The 19,026-nt window shown below is 64.3% G+C and carries 13 protein-coding genes; 2 read left to right on the plus strand and 11 right to left on the minus strand.

Going from position 1 to position 19,026, the window contains the following annotated elements; genetic code table 11:
• Positions 1-374: 374 nt before the first annotated feature.
• Complete coding sequence (locus PKE98_RS07115; RefSeq protein WP_271194576.1) at positions 375-1,970, minus strand: LysM peptidoglycan-binding domain-containing protein; 1,596 nt, start codon at positions 1,968-1,970, stop codon at positions 375-377.
• Positions 1,971-2,070: 100 nt separating this feature from the next.
• Positions 2,071-2,862, minus strand: coding sequence for a hydroxyacylglutathione hydrolase (gloB, locus tag PKE98_RS07120; protein WP_271194577.1), 792 nt, complete (start codon positions 2,860-2,862; stop codon positions 2,071-2,073).
• Positions 2,863-2,930: 68 nt separating this feature from the next.
• On the opposite strand from gloB, the gene PKE98_RS07125 reads away from it, so the two are divergent.
• Positions 2,931-3,689, plus strand: coding sequence for a methyltransferase domain-containing protein (locus PKE98_RS07125; protein ID WP_271194578.1), 759 nt, complete (start codon positions 2,931-2,933; stop codon positions 3,687-3,689).
• Between the two features lie 16 nt (positions 3,690-3,705).
• Positions 3,706-4,158, plus strand: coding sequence for a ribonuclease HI (gene rnhA / locus PKE98_RS07130; RefSeq protein WP_271194579.1), 453 nt, complete (start codon positions 3,706-3,708; stop codon positions 4,156-4,158).
• Positions 4,159-4,944: 786 nt separating this feature from the next.
• Here the strand turns inward: rnhA and tagQ are convergent.
• From tagQ to PKE98_RS07175, 9 genes are all read right to left on the minus strand, one after another.
• Positions 4,945-5,850 (minus strand): type VI secretion system-associated lipoprotein TagQ, encoded by a 906-nt coding sequence (gene tagQ, locus PKE98_RS07135; protein WP_271194580.1) that lies wholly within the window; start codon positions 5,848-5,850, stop codon positions 4,945-4,947.
• A gap of 65 nt (positions 5,851-5,915) precedes the next feature.
• Complete coding sequence (locus PKE98_RS07140) at positions 5,916-7,628, minus strand: formylglycine-generating enzyme family protein (RefSeq protein ID WP_271194581.1); 1,713 nt, start codon at positions 7,626-7,628, stop codon at positions 5,916-5,918.
• Positions 7,621-8,820 (minus strand): FtsX-like permease family protein, encoded by a 1,200-nt coding sequence (locus PKE98_RS07145; protein WP_271194582.1) that lies wholly within the window; start codon positions 8,818-8,820, stop codon positions 7,621-7,623. Before PKE98_RS07145 ends, PKE98_RS07140 begins: the two co-directional genes overlap by 8 nt.
• Entirely contained in the window at positions 8,820-9,536 is a 717-nt protein-coding gene (locus PKE98_RS07150; RefSeq protein WP_271194583.1) for an ABC transporter ATP-binding protein, read from the minus strand. The genes PKE98_RS07145 and PKE98_RS07150 overlap by 1 nt, the downstream gene beginning before the upstream one ends.
• Complete coding sequence (locus tag PKE98_RS07155; RefSeq protein WP_271194584.1) at positions 9,536-12,598, minus strand: serine/threonine-protein kinase; 3,063 nt, start codon at positions 12,596-12,598, stop codon at positions 9,536-9,538. The genes PKE98_RS07150 and PKE98_RS07155 overlap by 1 nt, the downstream gene beginning before the upstream one ends.
• Positions 12,599-12,737: 139 nt before the next feature.
• Positions 12,738-13,472 (minus strand): PP2C family protein-serine/threonine phosphatase, encoded by a 735-nt coding sequence (locus PKE98_RS07160; protein ID WP_271194585.1) that lies wholly within the window; start codon positions 13,470-13,472, stop codon positions 12,738-12,740.
• A 2-nt stretch (positions 13,473-13,474) separates the two neighbouring features.
• Complete coding sequence (gene tagF / locus PKE98_RS07165; RefSeq protein ID WP_271194586.1) at positions 13,475-14,134, minus strand: type VI secretion system-associated protein TagF; 660 nt, start codon at positions 14,132-14,134, stop codon at positions 13,475-13,477.
• A complete protein-coding gene (gene tssM / locus PKE98_RS07170) occupies positions 14,135-17,650 on the minus strand; it encodes a type VI secretion system membrane subunit TssM (RefSeq protein ID WP_271194587.1) in 3,516 nt (1,171 codons plus the stop codon).
• Positions 17,647-19,023 carry a DotU family type VI secretion system protein gene (locus PKE98_RS07175; RefSeq protein WP_271194588.1) on the minus strand — a complete coding sequence of 459 codons (1,377 nt, stop codon included), beginning with the start codon at positions 19,021-19,023 and terminating at the stop codon, positions 17,647-17,649. The genes tssM and PKE98_RS07175 overlap by 4 nt, the downstream gene beginning before the upstream one ends.
• Between the last annotated feature and the right edge of the window lie 3 nt (positions 19,024-19,026).

Raw genomic sequence — 19,026 nt, forward strand, 5'->3', positions numbered from 1 at the left:
TGCAGGATTCTGGGTCCCAGCCTGCGCTGGGACGACGGTGGAATGGGCTCAGATGTCCGTCATCCCAGCGCAGGCTGGGATCCAGGTTCGAGCATGAGATCAGTGATCTAACGATCAGCGACGGTCGGGGTTTGGCGGCGTTGACCAGGAATTAGTTGGGCAAGGAAGGGCGTCACTTGCAGGATCCAGGTTCGAGCAGCAGATCAGTGACGGGCGGAGTTTGGCGGCGTTGACCAAGCAGCAGTTGGGGCGGGGAAGGTCGTCACTTGCAGGATTCTGGGTCCCAGCCTGCGCTTGGACGACGGTGGAATCGGCCCAGATGTCCGTCATCCCAGCGCAGGCTGGGATCCAGATTCGAGCAGGAGAGCAGTGATCTAACGATCGGTGAGATACAACGTAATCGTCTGCCCCGGCGTCAGGTCATGGGTGGTCTTCGGATTCCAGGTCTTCAGGTTCTGCATCTCTACGTTGAAGCGTTTGGCGATCATGTACATCGAGTCGCCTTTTTGCACCTTGTAGTAGGTGACTGTCTCACGGCCTTGCGCCGGGCTGTTCTTGGCGATGCTGCGGATGACTTGCTGGGTGCCTTGCAGGGCCAGGGTCTGCCCCGGCTTCACCGCATTGTTGGGCAGGCCGTTCCAGCGGCGCAGGTCTGCCACATCCAGTTTGTTGGCCTTGGCGATCTGCCAGAGGTTGTCGCCATTTTTCACCGTGTAGCTCTTGAGCTTGACGCTGGTGGTCGTGCTACTGGCGACCGCTGTCGGTTTGGCGGCGGTGGTGGGGAAGGGCGAGGTGCCGGCGGAAACCGGAATGGTCAGGGTCTGGCCAACGCTGAGCCTGTTGCCTGGCAGGTCGTTGGCTTCTTTCAAATCATCGGTAGAGAGCTGATAGCGGCTGGCAATACCGTGCAGGCTGTCGCCCTTGCGCACGCGGTATTCCTGGAAATCGGTGATGTCACTGGGCTTGATCTGCGCCAGCGAGGTGGTCAGGCGCTCGGCCTTCTCGTGCGGCACCAACAGGTGCGAAGGGCCGCCACGGGTGATATTGCGCTTGAAGGCCGGGTTGAGCTGAATCAGCTCGTCTTTATCGATATCGGCCATGGCTGCCACGCGGGTCAGGTCCATGGGTTTGTCGAATTCCACCACTTCGAAGTAAGGCTCGTTGGCGATGGGGTCCAGGTTGATGCCATAGGCGGCCGGGGCATTCACCAACTGCGACAGGGCCAGCAGCTTGGGCACGTAGTCCTGGGTTTCCTTGGGCAGCGGCAGGTTCCAGTAGTCGGTGGGCAGGCCCAGGCGCTGGTTGCGCTCGATGGCGCGGCTCACGGTGCCTTCGCCGGCGTTGTAGGCGGCCAGGGCCAGCAGCCAGTCGCCGTTGAACATTTCATGCAGACGCGACAGGTATTCGATGGCGGCGTTGGTCGAAGCGGTGATATCGCGGCGGCCGTCGTACCAGGTGGTCTGTTGCAGGTTGAAGTTGCGCCCGGTGGAGGGGATGAACTGCCACAGGCCCACCGCATCACTGCGCGACAGGGCAAACGGGTTGTACGAGCTTTCAATTACCGGCAGCAGGGCCAGTTCCAACGGCATGTTGTTGGCTTCCAGGCGCTCGACCACGTAATGAATGTAGAGGCTGCCACGGCCGCTGGCGCTTTCCAGGTACGAGGGTTTGCTGGCAAACCACAGGCGCTGTTGCTCAATGCGCGGGTTGATGCCGATTTCGTCCTGCAACTGGAAGCCGGCGCGCATGCGGTCCCACATGTCCTGGGGTTTGTCGCTGCCGGGGGTGTCGGTCATCCACTCAGGCGGCTGGGTGCGGCTGCTTAAGGTGACGCTGTCGTTGGTGCCGGGAGTGTGGCTGCCGCCGGTGCTCTGGCAACCGGCAAGAATGGCCGCGAAGACAACGGGAAGCGCACGAGCCAGACGGGCCAATGTGTCGAATTTCCGGGACTTCTGGGCGATTGACAACATTGGCGGCGGGGGTGATCCAGGCAAAAAGATCGGCCGATTCTAGGAACGCCGCCTAATGTGGTCAAGTTTTAACCGGCTGCGTGGTTAGGCAACAATGGACTTAAAACTGGTCTTTCCAGGCCCGCAGCCGAGCAAACACCTCGCTCGGCTGGCGTTGTGCGATGCCGTCCCGTTCGTCGATTTTTGCGACCACGTTCGCAACCTCACTGCGCAGAAACGGATTGGTTGCCCGTTCCAGGGCCAGATTCGACGGCAAGCTGATCTGCCCTTGCTCGCGCCACGCGGTTACTTGCGCCAAGCGGTCGCTGATGGCCTGGTTATCAGGCTCCACCGCGTGGGCAAAACGCAGGTTGCTCAGGGTGTATTCGTGGGTGCAGTAAATCGCAGTGTTGTCCGGCAACGCCGCCAGGCGGCTGAGCGAGGTAAACATCTGCTGCGGCGTGCCCTCGAACAGGCGCCCGCAACCGGCGGCAAACAGCGTGTCGCCGCAGAACAACAGCGGCACGTTGGCCTCGGTCGGCGCCTCAGCCACGTAATAGGCGATATGGCCGAGGGTGTGGCCCGGTACGGTGAAAATACGCAGGGTCAGGCCCAGCACCTCGATCTGGTCGCCATCATCCAGCGCCACGTCGCGACCGGGGATGGTTTCCTGCGCCGGGCCATAGACCTTGGCGCCGGTGGCGGTTTTCAATTGCTCCACACCACCCACATGATCGAAATGGTGGTGGGTCACCAGAATCTCGCTCAGTTGCCAGCCGGGGTGCGCCTGCAGCCAGGCAAGAACTGGAGCGGCATCGCCGGGGTCTACTACGGCGCAGCGCTGGTTGGCAGCGTCTTGTAACAACCACAGGTAGTTGTCGTTGAAAGCGGGTAGGGCATCGATCTGTATCATCGTCGTTCGCCAAGATAACGGTATTGGCGCATCTTACTGCAATGCCGATGGAGCATAGAGAGGCAGTTATGACGGACAAGGCTTTCGCGCAAGCGGACCCCGATTGGCTCGAACTGGTCAGCGCCGCGCGCGGCTGGCTCAACGGCCCGCTGGGGCAGATGATGCTCGGCGAAGAACGGCGCCTGCTCGAAGACGAGCTGGCGCGTTTTTTTGGCGGTTACCTGGTGCATTACGGCCCGCACGCGGAAAAACCAGCGGGCGCCAAACAGATTCAACGCTGCGTGCACGTTGGCGCGCCGCTGCCGGGGGCCGAGATCGTCTGTGAAGAGCAGGCCTGGCCACTTACTGAATCGGCCGCCGATGTGCTGGTGCTGCAACACGGGCTGGACTTCTGCCTCTCGCCCCACGGTTTGTTGCGCCAGGCGGCCCGAAGCGTACGGCCAGGCGGGCATCTGATCATTATCGGCATCAATCCCTGGAGCACCTGGGGCCTGCGCCATGTGTTCGCCCGAGACGCCCTGGGCGATGCCCGCTGCATCGCGCCCAATAGGGTCACCGACTGGCTGCGCCTGCTGGGCTTCGCGCTGGAGAAACGCCGCTTCGGGTGCTATCGTCCGCCGCTTGCCTCGGCTGCCTGGCAATCGCGCCTGAGCCGCCTGGAACAATGGGGCGGCGCCTGGCAGATGCCCGGTGCAGGCTTCTATCTATTGGTGGCGCGCAAGCTGGTAGTCGGCTTGCGCCCATTGCGTCAGGCACAGCGAGCGCCCATGGGCAAGCTGATGCCCATGCCGGTGGCTAAGGTCAGCCGGCGTGATTCCAAACCGTGACCAACAAGCGAACTTCATGAGCGAACAGATCGAAATCTTCACCGACGGTGCCTGCAAAGGTAACCCTGGCCCCGGCGGCTGGGGCGCCTTGCTGGTGTTCAAGGGCGTGGAAAAGGAACTCTGGGGTGGCGAAGCCAACACCACCAACAACCGCATGGAACTCACCGCTGCCATTCGCGGCCTGGAAGAGCTTAAGCGCCCCTGCGAGGTGCTGCTGGTGACCGACTCCGAATACGTGATGAAAGGCATGAAGGAGTGGTTGGTGAACTGGAAGAAGCGCGGGTGGAAAACCGCCACCAAGCAGCCAGTTAAAAATGCCGACCTGTGGCAGGCGCTGGACGAACAGGTCAACCGTCACACCGTTACCTGGAAATGGGTACGCGGCCATACCGGCCACCACGGCAACGAGCGGGCCGACCAACTGGCCAACCGGGGCGTGGATGAAGTGCGGGGCATCAAGCACGTCTGATTGATTCGGACCGGGCGTTGTCCGCAGGCGTGACCAACAAGTGACTGGGGCCGAAGTGCTCGATACCTGGGAAATTCTGGGTCCCAGCCTGCGCTGGGACGACGGTGAATGTGGCACAAACACCCGTCATCCCGGCGAAGGCCGGGATCCAGATTCGAGCAGAAGATCAGCGATCCGGCGGCCAGTGAACTCCTTATTGGCCCCGGCATAAAAAAACGGCGTCATCGCATTCGATCACGCCGTTTTTTTTCGTACGGTTCAGCCCAGAGAGCGTTACGCTTTGGCGCAGCTTTTTGATTCGGACCGGGCGTTTTCCGCAGGCGTGACCAACAAGTGAGTGGGGCCGAAGTGCTCGTTACCTGGGAATTTCTGGGTCCCAGCCTGCGCTGGGACGACGGTGAATGTGGCACAAACACCCGTCATCCCGGCGAAGGCCGGGATCCAGATTCGAGCAGGAGATCAGCGATCCGGCGGCCAGTGAATTCCTGATTGGCCCAGGCATAAAAAAACGGTTCAGCCCAGAGAGCGTTACGCCTTGGCGCAGCTTTTTGATTCGGACCGGGCGTTGTCCGCAGGCGTGACCAACAAGTGAGTGGGGCCGAAGTGCTCGTTACCTGGGAAATTCTGGGTCCCAGCCTACGCTGGGACGACGGTGGAGGTGGCACAAACACCCGTCATCCCGGCGAAGGCCGGGATCCAGATTCGAGCAGGGATGTGCAATCAAAAAAAACGGCGTCATCGCATTCGATCACGCCGTTTTTTTCGTACGGTTCAGCGCAGAGAGCGTTACGCCTTGGCGCAGCTTTCCGGCGCCCAGTCACCCATGTCCGGGTTGTTGCATACGTCGGTGACGATGGCTTTACCCTGAGTGGCAACCTTCTGGCTTTCGGTCCGCGAGGTCTGGGCTTTTTGTGCCGCCTTCTCGGTGGAGACCGCCTGGGTGGTTACCTTGGCGCGCTGGGCCGAGGTCACGGTGGTTTTCTTCTTGGTGTCAGGCGTTGCTACCTGGGCCACGGTTTCACGCTGCACGCCGGTGGCTTGCAGGTCTTTTTCGTAGGCTTGGGTGTAGGCGTCCAGGTCTTCACCGGTGCGGCCGTCGGCAGCGGCCAGCAGGGCGTTGGTTTCTTTCAGGCCGCTGACGATTTCAGCCAGGTGCGCACGGCCATCGGCTTCGCTGATTTTCTTGGCTTTGCGGGCCTCACGCAGGTTGGTGAACTCGCGCTGATAGCACGCCTGGGCGGCTTTGGCGTAGCCCACGCTGCGGTCGATTTCGCCGGTGCTGCGCTCGATGTCGGTGGCGTAGGAACCGATACGCTCGTTGTCGTCGGTGATCTGCTTTTGTTTCTCGACGTAGTAGCCCGCCGCACCGCCCACCAGGGCGCCACCGGCCGCGCCGATCAGGGCGTTGCGTGCCGCGTGGTCGTCACCCGACAACCCGCCGGCCAGGCCACCGATCAGGCCGCCGGCAATGGCGCCGGTAATGGCCGAGTTCTTCACCGCGTCTTCGCTGCCGCGCAGGTGTGACACCGGCTCATAGCACGCCGGGTAGTACTGGGCGGTGGTGGTGGCGGCTACTTTCGAGGTCGGGCCGGTGCTGGCGCAACCGCTGATGAAAATGCAGCCGGCGGCCACAAAGGACATCGCGATGCGTGCCGAGGTGTGCAGGGCGTTGGTGGGGCTGTGGTGCGTCATGGTCTGTTTCCTGTTCTTGGTTGTTTGTGCGCTGCGGCCCGTCCAGATTGGCCGCAGTGGCTTCCTTAACGCTCGCTGTTAGCGAGCAACTGCTCCAGAATCGCCGCCGGGTCGGCACGCTTATCCTGGCGATACTTCCCAACGTGCGTAACGAATAGCGTGGCACGTTTGACCAGGCTCTTGCCGAGCACTGGTTTGCGATTGAGCTCTTCTTTTATGCGTTGCAACTGCGCCTGGATCACCGCATCGGTATAGCGGGTGCCGGTGGCCAGGTTGTCGATGTAAATCTGCACCGCACCATCCAGTGCGCTGCGCCCGTTGGCCATGGCGGTGGCGAAGAGCTTAGCTGAGGCTTCGTCCTTGTTCGCTTTGGCCTGGTCCTGACTTTTCTTCAGGTTGGTCAGACGAATGTTGTAGTTGTTGATCGTCTCGGCCACCAGCGCGGCGGACTGAATCAGATTACCGGCAGCCTCCTCGCGCTGTTGGGCAATCAGCGAGACGTTCCGTTTCAATTCTTCGTTGATAATTCCCAACTGCGCCTGCAAGGCCGGGTCGGTGCTGGCGGCGATCAGGCTGTCGAGGCTCTTGGTCGGGTCCTGGGAATCGTCGATGGCATCGGTCAGCCCGGCCAGACGGCCTTCTTTCTGCCACTGGGTTTGCAATTCCTTGTAGCGCGAGCGCGGCGCCGAGAGGGCGCCCAGGGCCACACGAAAACCGGTGGTTTCATTCAGCTGCTCGGTGCCATCGGCAGCAAACAGCGGGTACTCGCGGCGCATGCCGGTAAACAGGGTGGTTTCGCCTTCCAGGTAATTGCCGCCCTTGACCACAAAGCCGCCGTAGGTGCCCTGGCGGCGCCCGGCATGCACCAGCTGGAACGACTCCTGAACCATTTCTGCCGCGTTGCCAATCACATCGAACAGGCCGATGGGGTTTGGCAGTTTGGTGCCGATGGGCAACAGCCGCGCGGCCTGCCCGGTGCCGCCGGCCACCTGGTTGTACACCGCCCAGTCGCCCAGCGGACCTTCCTGATCACTGCCCTCGACCTTGCGTGGAAACAGTCGGCCCTCCAGCTCCTGACGGCTGACGGCCTGGCCACCGCGCGCGGCAAATTCCCACTCGGCCTCGGAGGGCAAACGCACAAAGCTCAGCCCGCCGTCTTCGGCTTTGGCGGTGCGGCCGCTCACCGGCAGCAGGTCGCGGTGATTTTTCATCAGCCAGGCGGTGTACACCGCCGCAAACCGTTCGGCATCAAAGTGCGAGACCTTCACCTTCGGCAAGCGCGCCGCTGCACCGGTGGCCGGCTCCGGGCACGCCGGAGGTTCGCCCTGGCCTGCCAGCGAGGCGGCCTGGTCCATCACGGCGCTGTACTGACGTGCAGTCACCTCGTACTTGCCGATGAAATACAGCATCGGCGACAACGGCGTGCCGCTTTCCTGCTTGGGTAGCGCCGGTTTGATGGTGTCGCGCCAGGCGTCCGGCAGGTCGGTGAGGGTGAACTGACCGTTGATGTAGTCGCGGCGGTAGCCGGAGATAAACGACTGCTGGTAGCCGCTTTCGCCTTCGGCAAACGGGTAGCCCAGGCTGATTTCGCGGTCGTCCAGGGTGCCGGTGGCCAGCACATACACGTAGCGCATCACCAGGCTGCCGCCGCAGGGCAGGGGCAGGCTGACGTCGTCGGGCAGCGGTTTGGGGTTGTCCACCGAGGCGTCTTCGGCCCAGGCCTGCACACTCAACGACGCCACACACAGCGCCAATACCGCCGAATACCGCTTAAACATCCCGTAATCCTTCCGATGCTTCTATCTGTGCAGCGCGCCAGCCGCCCAGCGCTGCGGCGAGCACGCTGCAGGCCAGGGTAGCCAGCACGGCCACGAGAAAATGCACCGGCAACAGCTGGCATACGAACTCGCCGCTACCGGTATCGAACAATCGATTCAAGCTAACCTCGGCCGCCGCGTAAAGCAGCCAGGCCAGCAGCAGGCTGAACGCGCCGCTGTACAGCGCCAGCAACAGCACAAAACCCACCAGCGCCGCCGTCGGAAAGCCCAGCAGGCGCAGCACCGCCAAGGCTTTGCGCTTGCGCTCCACCGCCGCCAGGGTGCTGGCCACCACCGCCGCAAAGGCGCCGGCCACGGCCAGGCCGCTGATCAGCCAGAACACCAGGTTGAGGTTGTGGCTCAGCGAGCGCACCTGGGCGATGGTCGCGGCTTGGGTCGCCACTTCCTGGCCGCTGGCGGCGAAGTGCTGGCGCAGGCTTTCCACGCCATCGAGGTCGGCGGCATACAGACGCAGACCCGGGTATACACGGCTGCCGACCGTGGCCGGTTCGCGCCCCGGCCAGTCAAAACGTGGTACGGCGCGGCCATCGCGGTAATCCTCGGCCGCCTCCAGCAGGCTCAACGGCGCGAACAGGCCATCACGATTGAACGTCTCCAACGGCAGCACGGCCAGCACGGTAACGCCGAGTTGGCGCGATTCCACCTGGCCGTTCTGCCGGCGGCCAAAACGTGCGCCAAGCTGATCACCGGGGCGTACCCCGAGTTTTTCCGCGGCGCTCTGGCTGAGCAGAATCTGCGTTTCGCTCGGCTGCGGCGCCAGCGCCAATAGCGGGTCGCCGGCGGCGGTCGGAATCATTTCCACCGTCAGCGCCGGGCCGCCGCCGTCGCGGCTGAGGTCCGCTGTGGCGGCAATCTGCCGGGTGCGCGGCAGGGCAAAGGCCACATCCGCGCGCTGGCTGAGCAGGGCGACATCCGCCGCCCGGTAACGGCCGCCGCCGAGGGTGATGACTTCACGCACCGCCGGGTCGTTTTCCAAGCGTTCGGTGAGGGTGCTCACCAGGCCAAACTTGAGCCCGAACAACACCAGCAACGGGGTAATTACCGCCGTCAGCGCCAACACCGCACAGATCGACAGGCGCGCCTCGGTGCGGTAATCCGCCCAGGCGAGCGAGAGCAGCAGGCCGATGCGCATCAGCGCCACTGCCCAAGGGTCGCGGTTACGCCGCCATCGGCATCGCGTTGCCAATCAATGGGCAATACCGCCAGGCCGGCGCTGCGCACCAACGGCTCATCGTGGGTGGCGATCACCGTGCAGGTGCCGCTCACCTGCGCCTGTTGCACCAGCAATTGCATCACCCGTTGCGCATTGGCCGGGTCCAGGGAGGCGGTGGGTTCATCGGCCAGCACCAGACGCGGCCCATGGGCCAGGGCGCGGGCGATGCTGACGCGCTGGCGTTGGCCAACCGACAGTGTGTTCGGGCGCTTGCCCAGGTAGTCGGCAATTTCCAGGTGCGCGGCTAATTGCTCCACGCGGCCATCCATAGGCAGTTGCAGCAGGCGGCGCGGCAGCTCGATATTGCCGCGCACATCCAGAAATTCCAGCAGCCCGCCGGTTTGCAGCACATAACCGCACGCCTGGCGGCGCAAGCGCGCCAGGGCATCGTGTTGGTTGCCCCGCCATAACGCGGCGATATCAAAGTAACCGCCATCGAGCTCCACGCTGAACTCGCCGCTGGCATCGGGGGAGAGCACCAGGGCGAGCAAATCCAGCAACGTGCTTTTGCCACATCCACTGGGCCCGACCACGGCCAATTGCTGCCCGGCCGCCAGGTCCAGCCGCGGAATGCGCAGGCTGTAACGCTGGCTGCCGGCGCCGCGGGTTTTGTGGATATCGCGCAGGCGCAGCATCAGGGCAAGGTCGACAACGGAACGCGGTACAAGGCATCGCCAGGCTCGGCGTCGCCGAAGCGCACCCAGTTGGCGACATCGTTGTGGAAGGTTTCGTACAGACGGATTTTCGAGTCCAGTTCGTCGATAAAATCTTCCTGCTCGGCCACGCTCAGCGACAGCCACAACTCCTGGGTCATGTTCAGCGACTTGCTGCGATACGGCAGGCCTTCCAGGTATTCGCCCAGAATGCCGCTCTCGGCCAGGTTGCTGCCTTTCACCAGCTTTGACGGGTCGCGGCTCATGTAGGCGCTGGCCGAGGCAATCTCGTCGAAGAAGTCCTTGGACGAACTCTGTGTGCGCCGCGCTGCATCCACGATCAGCTTGAGCGATTGCTGCAAGTCATTGAGCTGCAACTTGCTCAGCAGTACGCACACCTGAAAGGCCGGCAAGGTCGGGTTGGTCAGGTCGCGGTCGGTGGTCCAGGCGGTCACCAGTTGCGGCGCATGCACGGCGTTGCGCTGGCCGAGAAAATCCATGTGCATGGCATAGCCGATTGCGGCGGTTTTTGCCGCCAGGCTCAGGCCACTTTGCACCGGTGGCGCGGGCTGGCTTTTCTGCTGGCCGGCGTTGTGCACCAGGTCGGCCAGTACCGAGCCGATCTCGTTGACCGTGCTGCCGAACTTGCCGACGTCGCCACCGGCTACAGAAATGTACAGGTCGCCAATTTTCGGGTTGGCATCGGCGGTGAGGCTGCGGTACTGCTGCTCGGCGTAGCCGTGGTTGTTCTTGCCGGCCGGGGTGCGCAGGTGCAGGGCGTAAATCTTGATCTGCTTGCGCAGCGCCGCTTCGCGCACCTGGGCTTCGTTCATCTGGGTGCGGCCCAGCGGGTCGTTCTTGCGCAGTGCGCCGGCATCGGTCACCAGCAGAATCACGCGGCCGGCGTAGGGGGACCAGTCCATGTTGTCGACGGCGTCCATCACCCCGGCAAAGGCGTCCTCGTTAAAGGAGTGGCTGGAGACGTCGGTGGCCTTGACGTTGCGCGCCAGCTCCACAAAGCGCTGCGGGTCGTTGTCCGGCTGCAACGGCACCAGGGTTTTGCTGACGTATTCCAGGCCCGGCGTTTTGTCGATGTTGTTGCGAAAACCCACCATGCCAAAGCTGACTTTATCCAGCTCGCCACGGGCGCCGATCTGCTCTTGCAAGCCTTTGACCACGTCGTTGACCTGGTCGATATAGGGCTGCATCGACACCGAGGTGTCCACCACCAGCACGATGCCGGTGCGAAATGCCTCGGGCTTGCCGCCCAGCTTGGCACCGGCGCCGTTTACCTGCGGGGTGTTGCCCGGGTCGATGGAGGCGACATTCAGCAACTGCGCCGGCTGGCCCTCGGCATCGAAGCTGTCGCGCGATTCGAAAATCGGCAGCAGGTAGAACTGGTCCTGGGGAATGGCCTTGTCTTGCGGTTCGATGGCCAGCACCTGTTGGCTTGAGCCGTCGTCGCGCTGGGCCTTGGTCATTTCATTGCGCGCTGCCGTGGTGTCGGCCAGCAGGCGTTCCACGTCCTCGGGTTTGCGCAGGAACATCACCGGGCCACGGCCCGAGCGTTCGGTGAATTTCAGCACCAGGCTCTGCTTCCAGTCGCTGACCTGTTCGGCCGGCAACCAGCCTTCGCTATGACCATCGCTGGAGGCGCCGACTTTCACCCACGGCGCACCGTTTACCTGCTGGCGGGCATACACATAGAGCACCGAGAACGCCGGCAGGGCCGTGCTGCCAGGCGTGCCGCCCGCCTCAGCGGCCAGTTGCGCGCCGGGCTTGCTCAGCACCCGCTGGAACAGGGTTTTCTTGCCGGCCATCAGCAGCGGTTTATCGCCGCCGTCCTGATTGACGGCGGGAGTGACCGTGGCGGTGTTGGCGCTTGTAGTGGCCGGTGGCTGGGCCGGTTTTTCCGGCTCCACCACGGCCGTAGCCGGCTTGTCTGTTTTCGGCGAAGCGGAAAACAGAAAATACCCGCCGCCGCCGAGAATCAGCAGCAACACCACCGCCGCGCCGGCAATCAGCGGGGCTTTGCTGCCGCCGGTTTTTTCCGCCGCAGGCGGTGTGTAGGTGGGCGAGGGCGGCGGCAAGGTAGCGGCCGAGGGCGGTTGTTGCACCGGCGGCATTTCGATGGACATCGGCGTCAGGCCGCCGGTATCAGCCGGAATAATTGGCGTAGCGGCGGTCGGCGCTTCGGTGTGCGCCGTGGGCGGCAGGTTCAGCGGGCGAATCTGCGTGCTGTCGATGGCACTCGGCGCCAGGTGATCCAGTGCCGCGATAAAGGCGCCGGCGGTGGGGAAGCGTTCGTCCGGGTTCTTGGCCAGCAGCTTGCGCAGAATGTCCTGGTAGCGGCCATGGTTGATCGGCAACTCCGGCAGCGGCTCGGTCAGGTGGGCGAGGGCGGTGGAGAGCGAGTCGGTGCCGATATAGGGCAAGCGGCCAGTAAGGATTTCATACAGCACCACGCCGAGGGCATACAGGTCCGCGCGTCCGTCAATCTGCAAGCCGCGCGCCTGTTCCGGGCTCATATAGCTGGGCGTGCCGATGGCAAAACCGACCTGGGTGAACTGCGTGCTTTCTTCGATGGACTTGGCGATACCGAAGTCCGAAAGCACGGCCGTGCCGTCGGCGCGAAACAGAATGTTGGCCGGCTTAACGTCGCGGTGCACCAAACCCTGGGAGTGGGCATAGCCGAGGGCCGAGGCCACCTGGCGCAGAATGGCCAGACCTTGCTCGGCGCTCAGGCCCTGCTCGATGCGCTCTTTGAGGGTGCCGTTGGCCAGGTATTCCATGGCCATGTAGTACCAGGGCCCGGCGTTGCCGATGTCGTGGATAGTGACCGTGTTGGGCTGCGACAGGCGCGCCAGCATGCGGCCCTCGCGCAAAAAGCGTTCGCAAAAGCTCGGGTCGGCCGCCAGCGCGCTGGCCATCACCTTGAGCGCCACCTTGCGTTGCAACGAACGCTGGGTGGCCAGATAGACCGTGGCCATGGCGCCTTCGCCAAGCCCGCGTTCTATGTCGTAACCGGGAATCTCTATGTCCATGCCTGTACTGCTCTTCTAAAGGCGTTATTAAGGGGCAGGTTTGTGATTGCAGCGGCGAATATCCGCCCTACGAGGCTCGCATGGGGGCGTAGGGCGAATATCGCCGCAGGCGATATCCGCCGCAAAGGCGACCGCACATTCAACCACCCACCGCCCGCACGGCCACCGCCGTGATGTTATCCGGCGCCCCGCGCGTAAGGCCCAGGTGCACCAGGCTGCGCACAATCGCGTAAGGGTCCGAGTGGCTCAGCACATCGCCCAGCTCGCGGTCATCGGCGGTCTTGTTGAGGCCGTCGCTGCACAGCAGAAAGTGGTCGCCGGGCTGCACCTGCAGCGTCACTTCGGCCAGGTCCAGGTGGTCGAACACCCCCACCGCGCGGGTCACCACATTGGCCCGTGGGTGCACGCGGGCTTCTTCTTCGCTGAGCATCGCGTTGTCGATCAGGTCCTGCACGTAACTGTGATCGCGGGAAATCATCTCCAGGCGGCCGCCGCGCATGCGGTACAAGCGGCTGTCGCCGGCCCACAGGCACACGGCCTGGTCACCACGGGCGGCCAACAGCACCACGGTGCTGCCCATCATGCTGACGCCACGCCGCGCGGTTTCCTGCAGCACCTCGTCATTGACTTGCGCCAGGCCGGTACGTAATGCGCCGACGTAGGCGGGCAGCGAGTTGGCGGCCGGAATCCGGCGCAGCGTGTCGACGATCAGGCTGCTGACGTAGTCACCGGCGGCATGTCCACCCATGCCATCGGCCACCACCCACAGCCCGCGCTCGGCCAGTTCGAGGCAGGCGTCTTCGTTCACCTGCCGCACCATGCCGACATGGCTGTAACTGGCCGATTGGTAACTTTTTACAGGGCCGTGGCTCATCGCTAATCCCTCACCCCGGCCAGGCTGTCGCCAATCAGCAGACGGGCAAAATCCTGCAAGGCCGGCAACCCCTGGCAACGCAGCATGCCGGCCGCCACTTGATTGGAACCGTGGCCCCACCAGCAACTGGCGCCTTCGCAGGCCAGTTGCGCCAGCAGGGCCGTGCGTGCCTGCGCGCTGGTGGCGCCGCTGCGCAGCAAGGTGCCCAGGCTGCCCACCGGCGCGCGCGGGTTGGCCGGCGGCGTGCCGAGCGCTTGCACCCCCTGTTCGAAACGGTCGACGTCGGCGTCCGGTTCCAGGGTCGATAACAGCAAGGCCTCGGCTTGTTCGAACCAGCGTTCGTCGCCGCCCACCACACTGGCGATATCGGCATCGCTGGCCAGCAGGCTGGCGATGGTCAGCGGGAAGTAGCGGCCCACCCGGTCGATGCTGGGCATCATCACGCCCACCACCGGCTGGCTGCCGAGCAGGTTGGCCGGCACCGCAAAGCGCCACAACGGGCTGACCAGGTACGCATCCAGCCAGGCATCGCCCAGTTCGGTCTGGCTGGCGGCCATGCCGGCAGCGAGCCAGGCATCCCAGGCTTCGATAAAGGTCGGTGGCAGGTCGCGGCTCAAGAAGTCGCCACGTCCGGCCAGCTTGCCGTAAAAACCGGCACCCATTTACAGCCGCTCCGGCAGGCTGAAGCCCGACAGCACGCGGCTCTTGAACGGGTTGAAGGCGCTGCTGGCGCGCAGTTCACAGGAGATGCTGGCGCCGTCCACATGCAAACGCAGGGTGAAGCGGTCCGGGGCATTGCCGCGCTCCAGGTCCGCCTGTTCCAGCAGGCGGAACCAGGCCCACGGCCCGTCCAGGGTCAGGCCGGAGCGGCCGTTGACCGGCGCCGGCGAGATGGTCACGCGCACCACGCCCACACTGTTGGGGCTCGGCCACTGCATGGCCACCGGGCGGCTGGGGCCGTGGTCGTAGGTCAATTGCTGGCCGTCCAGATCAAGCATGAACTGCTCGATGCTGGCATCCATGGCCACCGGCTTGAGCTCGAAACGCACCGCCGGCTGCGTGCCACCGGCACGGAAGTAGGCATCGCGAATCGCCGCCGCGCGCTGGAAGGTCGCCAGCACATTGGGGTTGATGCCCAGCTTCTGCGCTGCGCCCGGCTGCCAGCGCCAGGTGGCTGTCGAGGTATCGACATAGGGCTGCAAGTATTTGCGGAAGTAGTTGTCCACCACACCGCCGGTGCCGAAGAACAGGCCGAAGTCTTCCAGGGTCACATCACGGGGGCTGTTAGGGTTGACCGGGTAGCGGTCGGCGATGGACTGGCGGTACACGCTTACTACTTCGCTAACCCAGGCGCCGTTCAATTGGTTGCGCACGCCGCCCATCATGCTGTTGGTGGTGGAGTTGACCACCGACTTGACCAGCCCCTGCACCATCGGCGGCTGGCGTTCAGCGGTCAGCGCCACGCGCGACGCCGCTGCGGCCACCTGGTTTTTGCTTTCGCCCAGCAATGCTTCACCGGTGGCGCCAACCATGCCGCTCACTTGCACATACAAGGCGTTCATATCGCCCAGCAGCGTGTCGATGGGTGGCGGCTCGGTGCCGCTGGTGGCGACCAGGCCATTGAGTTCGGCAAAGCGCGCGGTAATCGGGTCGGTCTCGGCCGGCGCCTGGGGCTGCGCGGCCTGCTCGTCACCGACCAGGGACCCCAGTTGCTGCTTGAGCTTGTCCACCGTGCCGTCGACTTTCTTGCCCTGTTCGGCCAGCAGCCGGTCGGCCTGTTGCAGGTCGGTTTCCTTGGCCACTGCCACCAGCAGTTTCTTGAACGGCGAGTTGGGGCCGGACAACACCCGAAGCACGTCGGCGGCTTGCGCCACGTTGCTGATGGGCACCACGTCGATGTCGCTCAGCAGGCCTTCCCATTGGCGCAGGTAGTCTTCGAAGTACAGCTTGCGCACCTCGGCGGCGAGGCCGGTGACGCCCTGGATATCGTCCAGCGTGCGGCCCAGTACCCATTGCTCCTCGGCAATGGTGCCCGCCTGGCTGAGGCTGGCGGTGAGGAACACTTCGCGGTAGCCACGGTAGGTGAAGAAGCCACTCAGCGGCTCGCTCAACGGCTTGCCACTTTTACGGGTGAACACCAGCGGCGCGTCACGGCCGGCGGCTTCGCTCACGCGAAAGTCCGGCAAGCCTTGCGGCAGTTTCTGCCGTTTGACCCGGTCGTACACGCGCTGCGCTACCGGCAGGCGTTGCAGTTGCCGGCGCAGGTCTTCCACCAGGTTGTCGTCCAGGCGCGCGCTCGGTGGCCGTGGCAGCAACAGCGCATCGAGGTGGGCGTGCAGGGCTTCACGCTGTTCCGGGGCCAGGTCGCGGGGCAGGGCGCGGTCCCAGTCGAGGGTGATCCAGGCTTTGACGAAGTCGCCGTCGTAATGGTCGGGGTTGCCGAGCATCAGGTACGCCTTGAGGCCTTCGTAGAGGAAGTCCGAGCTGCCGCCGCTGCGCAGTTGTTCTTCCATGCGCGTGAGCAGGCGCGGGGCGAACACGGCAATCAGCAACTTGCGGTACACGCTGGCCGATTCCTCGCCGAGCATGTCGCCCTGGTACAGGCCATAACCTTCGGCCCAGCTTGGCGGGTCACCGGCCAGGTTCTTCACGGCGTTCAGCAGCGGCAATACCGCCAGTACATCGCGCTGTGCCGGGCTTAAGTTTTCCAGCGCCGCCGGCAATGGCTGCACGCGGTTTTCCACGGCGGCGATATACGCCTGGTTGGCGCGGTAGCTCGCCAGCCATACGCCGGCCACGGCCAACACCACCAGCACGGTGGCCGCCAGGGCGCCACGGGCCAGCCATTTGCGCCGGCGCTCCACCTTGGCATCGGCGCCGACCAGGCCGCGCTCGCCAAAGGCGACGGTGCGGAACAGCCGTTCGATAAAGTAGCTGCGGCCGGTGCCGTTCTGCCGCGCCAGGTGCTGGCGGTCGAGGTTCATCGACTGCGCCATGGAGCCGATCAAGCGATCAATCGGCGTGCCTTCCTGGGTGCCGCTGGTGAGGTACAGGCCGCGCAGCAGCACACGCTGCTCGAAGGCGGTGGGTTTGAACACGCCGTCGAGGAAGCTGCCCAGGTTGTCCTTGAGCGCGGAAATCTGCTGCGGGAACCCGTAGATCAGGTCGCGCCGCGCCGGGTCGCGTTCCTGTTGCAGACGTTCCACCAGGCTCTGGTTCAGGCGCTGTTCTAGGCCGGCAAACTCGCTGGCAAATACCGCCAGCGGGCCTTCAGGGCTCTTGCCGTCGTCCAGGGCAAAGGTCATGCCCCACACCTGGGCGCGGTCTTCCTTGCTCAGGTTGTCGAAGAACTCCATAAAGCCCGGCACCAGGTCGAGCTTGGTAAGCATGACGTAAATGGGGAAGCGCACCCCGAGCTGCGTATACAGCTCCTGAATCCTTGCACGAATGGCGCGGGCGTGGGCCAGGCGTTCAGCCTCGGTGCCCAGCAGCAAGTCGGAGAGGCTGATGGCGATAAAGGCACCATCGATGGGCCGGCGCTTGCGCTGGGTTTTCAGCAGGTCGAGAAAGCCCAGCCAGGCGGCTTTGTCGACAGCGGCATGGCTGTCTTGCGTGGTGTAACGGCCGGCGGTATCGAGCAGCACGGCTTCGTCGGTAAACCACCAGTCGCAGTTGCGCGTACCACCCACGCCGCGGATGGCACCGGCGCCCAACTCGCCCGCCAGGGGAAAGTTGAGGCCCGAGTTCATCAGTGCGGTGGTCTTACCCGAACCGGGCGGGCCAATGATCACGTACCACGGCAGCTCATACAGGCTGCGGCGTTCATCACCGCCGAGCTTGGCGCGCTTGAGCAACGCCAGGGCTTCGTCCATGCGCTGCTTGAGGGTCGCCAGTTCTTCGGCCGAGGCCACGCTGGCGGCGTCCGGCGCGGTAACGGCAGCCAGGCCGCTCATCACCTTGGCCGCGTTGCGCCGGGCTTGCAGCACGCGCACCACGCGGTAAGCGATCCAGACCAGAAACAGCAGGCCAATCAACACCCAGCGGCTGGCCGCCGAGGCCAGGGGTTCATACTCGCCAATGCGCAGCAGCGGGCCGACAAACCAGATGATCAGGCTGAGGGCGAGCAAGCCGAGTATCGGCATGACCCAGCGGGCGAAAAAGTTGAAAAACGACTTCACTCGACGCCCTCCGCAAACACAGTAATTTCGACCCGGCGGTTACGCGCGCGGCCTTCGTTGGTGGCATTGGAGGCCACCGGCTCGGTGTCGCTGCGGCCTTCGGCCTTAAAGCGCGCGGGGTCACCGGTTTTCGCCGCCAGCAACTCGGCCACTTCCTGGGCGCGGGCCTGGGACAGTTTCCAGTTGGAGGGGAAGCGCAGGGTGGCAATCGGTCGGTTGTCGCTGTGGCCGGTCACCAGCACATTGCCTTTGACCTTTTGCACGGCGTCGGCGATGCGCATCAGCAACGGTTGCAGGTCGGCGTCGATGCTGGCGCTGCCCGAGCCGAACAACTCGTCGCCACGGATGGTGACAACCGAGCGGTCTACTGCATCTTCCACGGCCACCCGCTGGGCTTTGATGTCTTCGGCGAGAAAGCCGGCCAGGCGCGGGCGTTCGATGATTTTTGGCTGCATCACCGGGCGGTCGATGGCCTGCACCGGGATTTCACCCAGGGCATGGATGTTCTTGAACACCGGTTCGGCGTCGGCGGCCAACTTCATGCGCAAGCCGAACACCAACAGCAGCAACAGCGCCAGGCCAATGGCAATGCCGACCCAGGGCGGCAGGTATTGCGACAGGCGATCACGCACCACCGTCAGGCCGCGCCAGTGTGGCGACAGCTCGCGCTCACGCTCACCACGCACCGAGCGGATGGTCGCCGCCGTGCGCTCACGCAGGGCTTCCAACTGGCTGCGGCCATCGTTCATCACCCGGTAACGGCCTTCGAAACCCAAGCTGATGCACAGGTACAACAGCTCCAGAAGGTGCAGGCGATCACGCGGGTTTTGCAGGCAGTGGTCGAGCAACTGGAAGACTTTTTCGCCACCCCAGGCTTCGTTGTGCAGGGTGATCAGCAGGCTCTGTTTGCCCCACTCGCTGCTGCTGCCCCAGGGCGTGCTGAGCACGGCTTCGTCGAGGGCAGTGCACAGCACATAGCGCGCCAGCATCATTTCGTCTTGGGCCACGCCGGCCTGGCGCACCTGGTCTTCGAACTGGCGCAGGTAGCCGAGCATTTGCGCGCGCAGGCTGGCCGGCGCCGGGTGAGCGATGGTGTTGCGCAGGCGGGTGAGCAAGGCCAGCAACGGGCCGGCGGCTTGTTCCAGCGGGTTCAGGCCTTGGTCGCGCTGGGTGGGCAGCGGCGCAGCGGCCATGGGCGCCGGTTGCGGGCTCGGGCCACGGGCGGGCGCCGGGTCCGGGGCGCGGCCACCGGGGCGCGGCATGATCATGGTGCGGTCGTCGGCCGGGCGCTGGCCGTTGCCGCCACTGCCGTTGTTATTGGTGGAGCCGGTGCCGGGCGGTGGGCTGCCAAACGGGTCATCGATGGGGTGCATGGC

The organism is Pseudomonas turukhanskensis (assembly GCF_027922365.1).
In the GTDB taxonomy this organism is placed as follows: Bacteria; Pseudomonadota; Gammaproteobacteria; order Pseudomonadales; family Pseudomonadaceae; genus Aquipseudomonas; species Aquipseudomonas turukhanskensis.

Excerpts from the sequence above, each read along its gene's own strand:
- PKE98_RS07140 (WP_271194581.1), bottom strand. The coding sequence starts at position 7,628 with ATGTTTAAGCGGTATTCGGCGGTATTGGCGCTGTGTGTGGCGTCGTTG.
- PKE98_RS07155 (WP_271194584.1), bottom strand. The coding sequence starts at position 12,598 with ATGGACATAGAGATTCCCGGTTACGACATAGAACGCGGGCTTGGCGAA.
- rnhA (WP_271194579.1), top strand. The coding sequence starts at position 3,706 with ATGAGCGAACAGATCGAAATCTTCACCGACGGTGCCTGCAAAGGTAAC.
- tagQ (WP_271194580.1), bottom strand. The coding sequence starts at position 5,850 with ATGACGCACCACAGCCCCACCAACGCCCTGCACACCTCGGCACGCATC.
- PKE98_RS07115 (WP_271194576.1), bottom strand. The coding sequence starts at position 1,970 with ATGTTGTCAATCGCCCAGAAGTCCCGGAAATTCGACACATTGGCCCGT.
- tagF (WP_271194586.1), bottom strand. The coding sequence starts at position 14,134 with ATGGGTGCCGGTTTTTACGGCAAGCTGGCCGGACGTGGCGACTTCTTG.
- PKE98_RS07145 (WP_271194582.1), bottom strand. The coding sequence starts at position 8,820 with ATGCGCATCGGCCTGCTGCTCTCGCTCGCCTGGGCGGATTACCGCACC.
- PKE98_RS07175 (WP_271194588.1), bottom strand. The coding sequence starts at position 19,023 with ATGCACCCCATCGATGACCCGTTTGGCAGCCCACCGCCCGGCACCGGC.
- gloB (WP_271194577.1), bottom strand. The coding sequence starts at position 2,862 with ATGATACAGATCGATGCCCTACCCGCTTTCAACGACAACTACCTGTGG.
- PKE98_RS07150 (WP_271194583.1), bottom strand. The coding sequence starts at position 9,536 with ATGCTGCGCCTGCGCGATATCCACAAAACCCGCGGCGCCGGCAGCCAG.
- PKE98_RS07160 (WP_271194585.1), bottom strand. The coding sequence starts at position 13,472 with ATGAGCCACGGCCCTGTAAAAAGTTACCAATCGGCCAGTTACAGCCAT.
- PKE98_RS07125 (WP_271194578.1), top strand. The coding sequence starts at position 2,931 with ATGACGGACAAGGCTTTCGCGCAAGCGGACCCCGATTGGCTCGAACTG.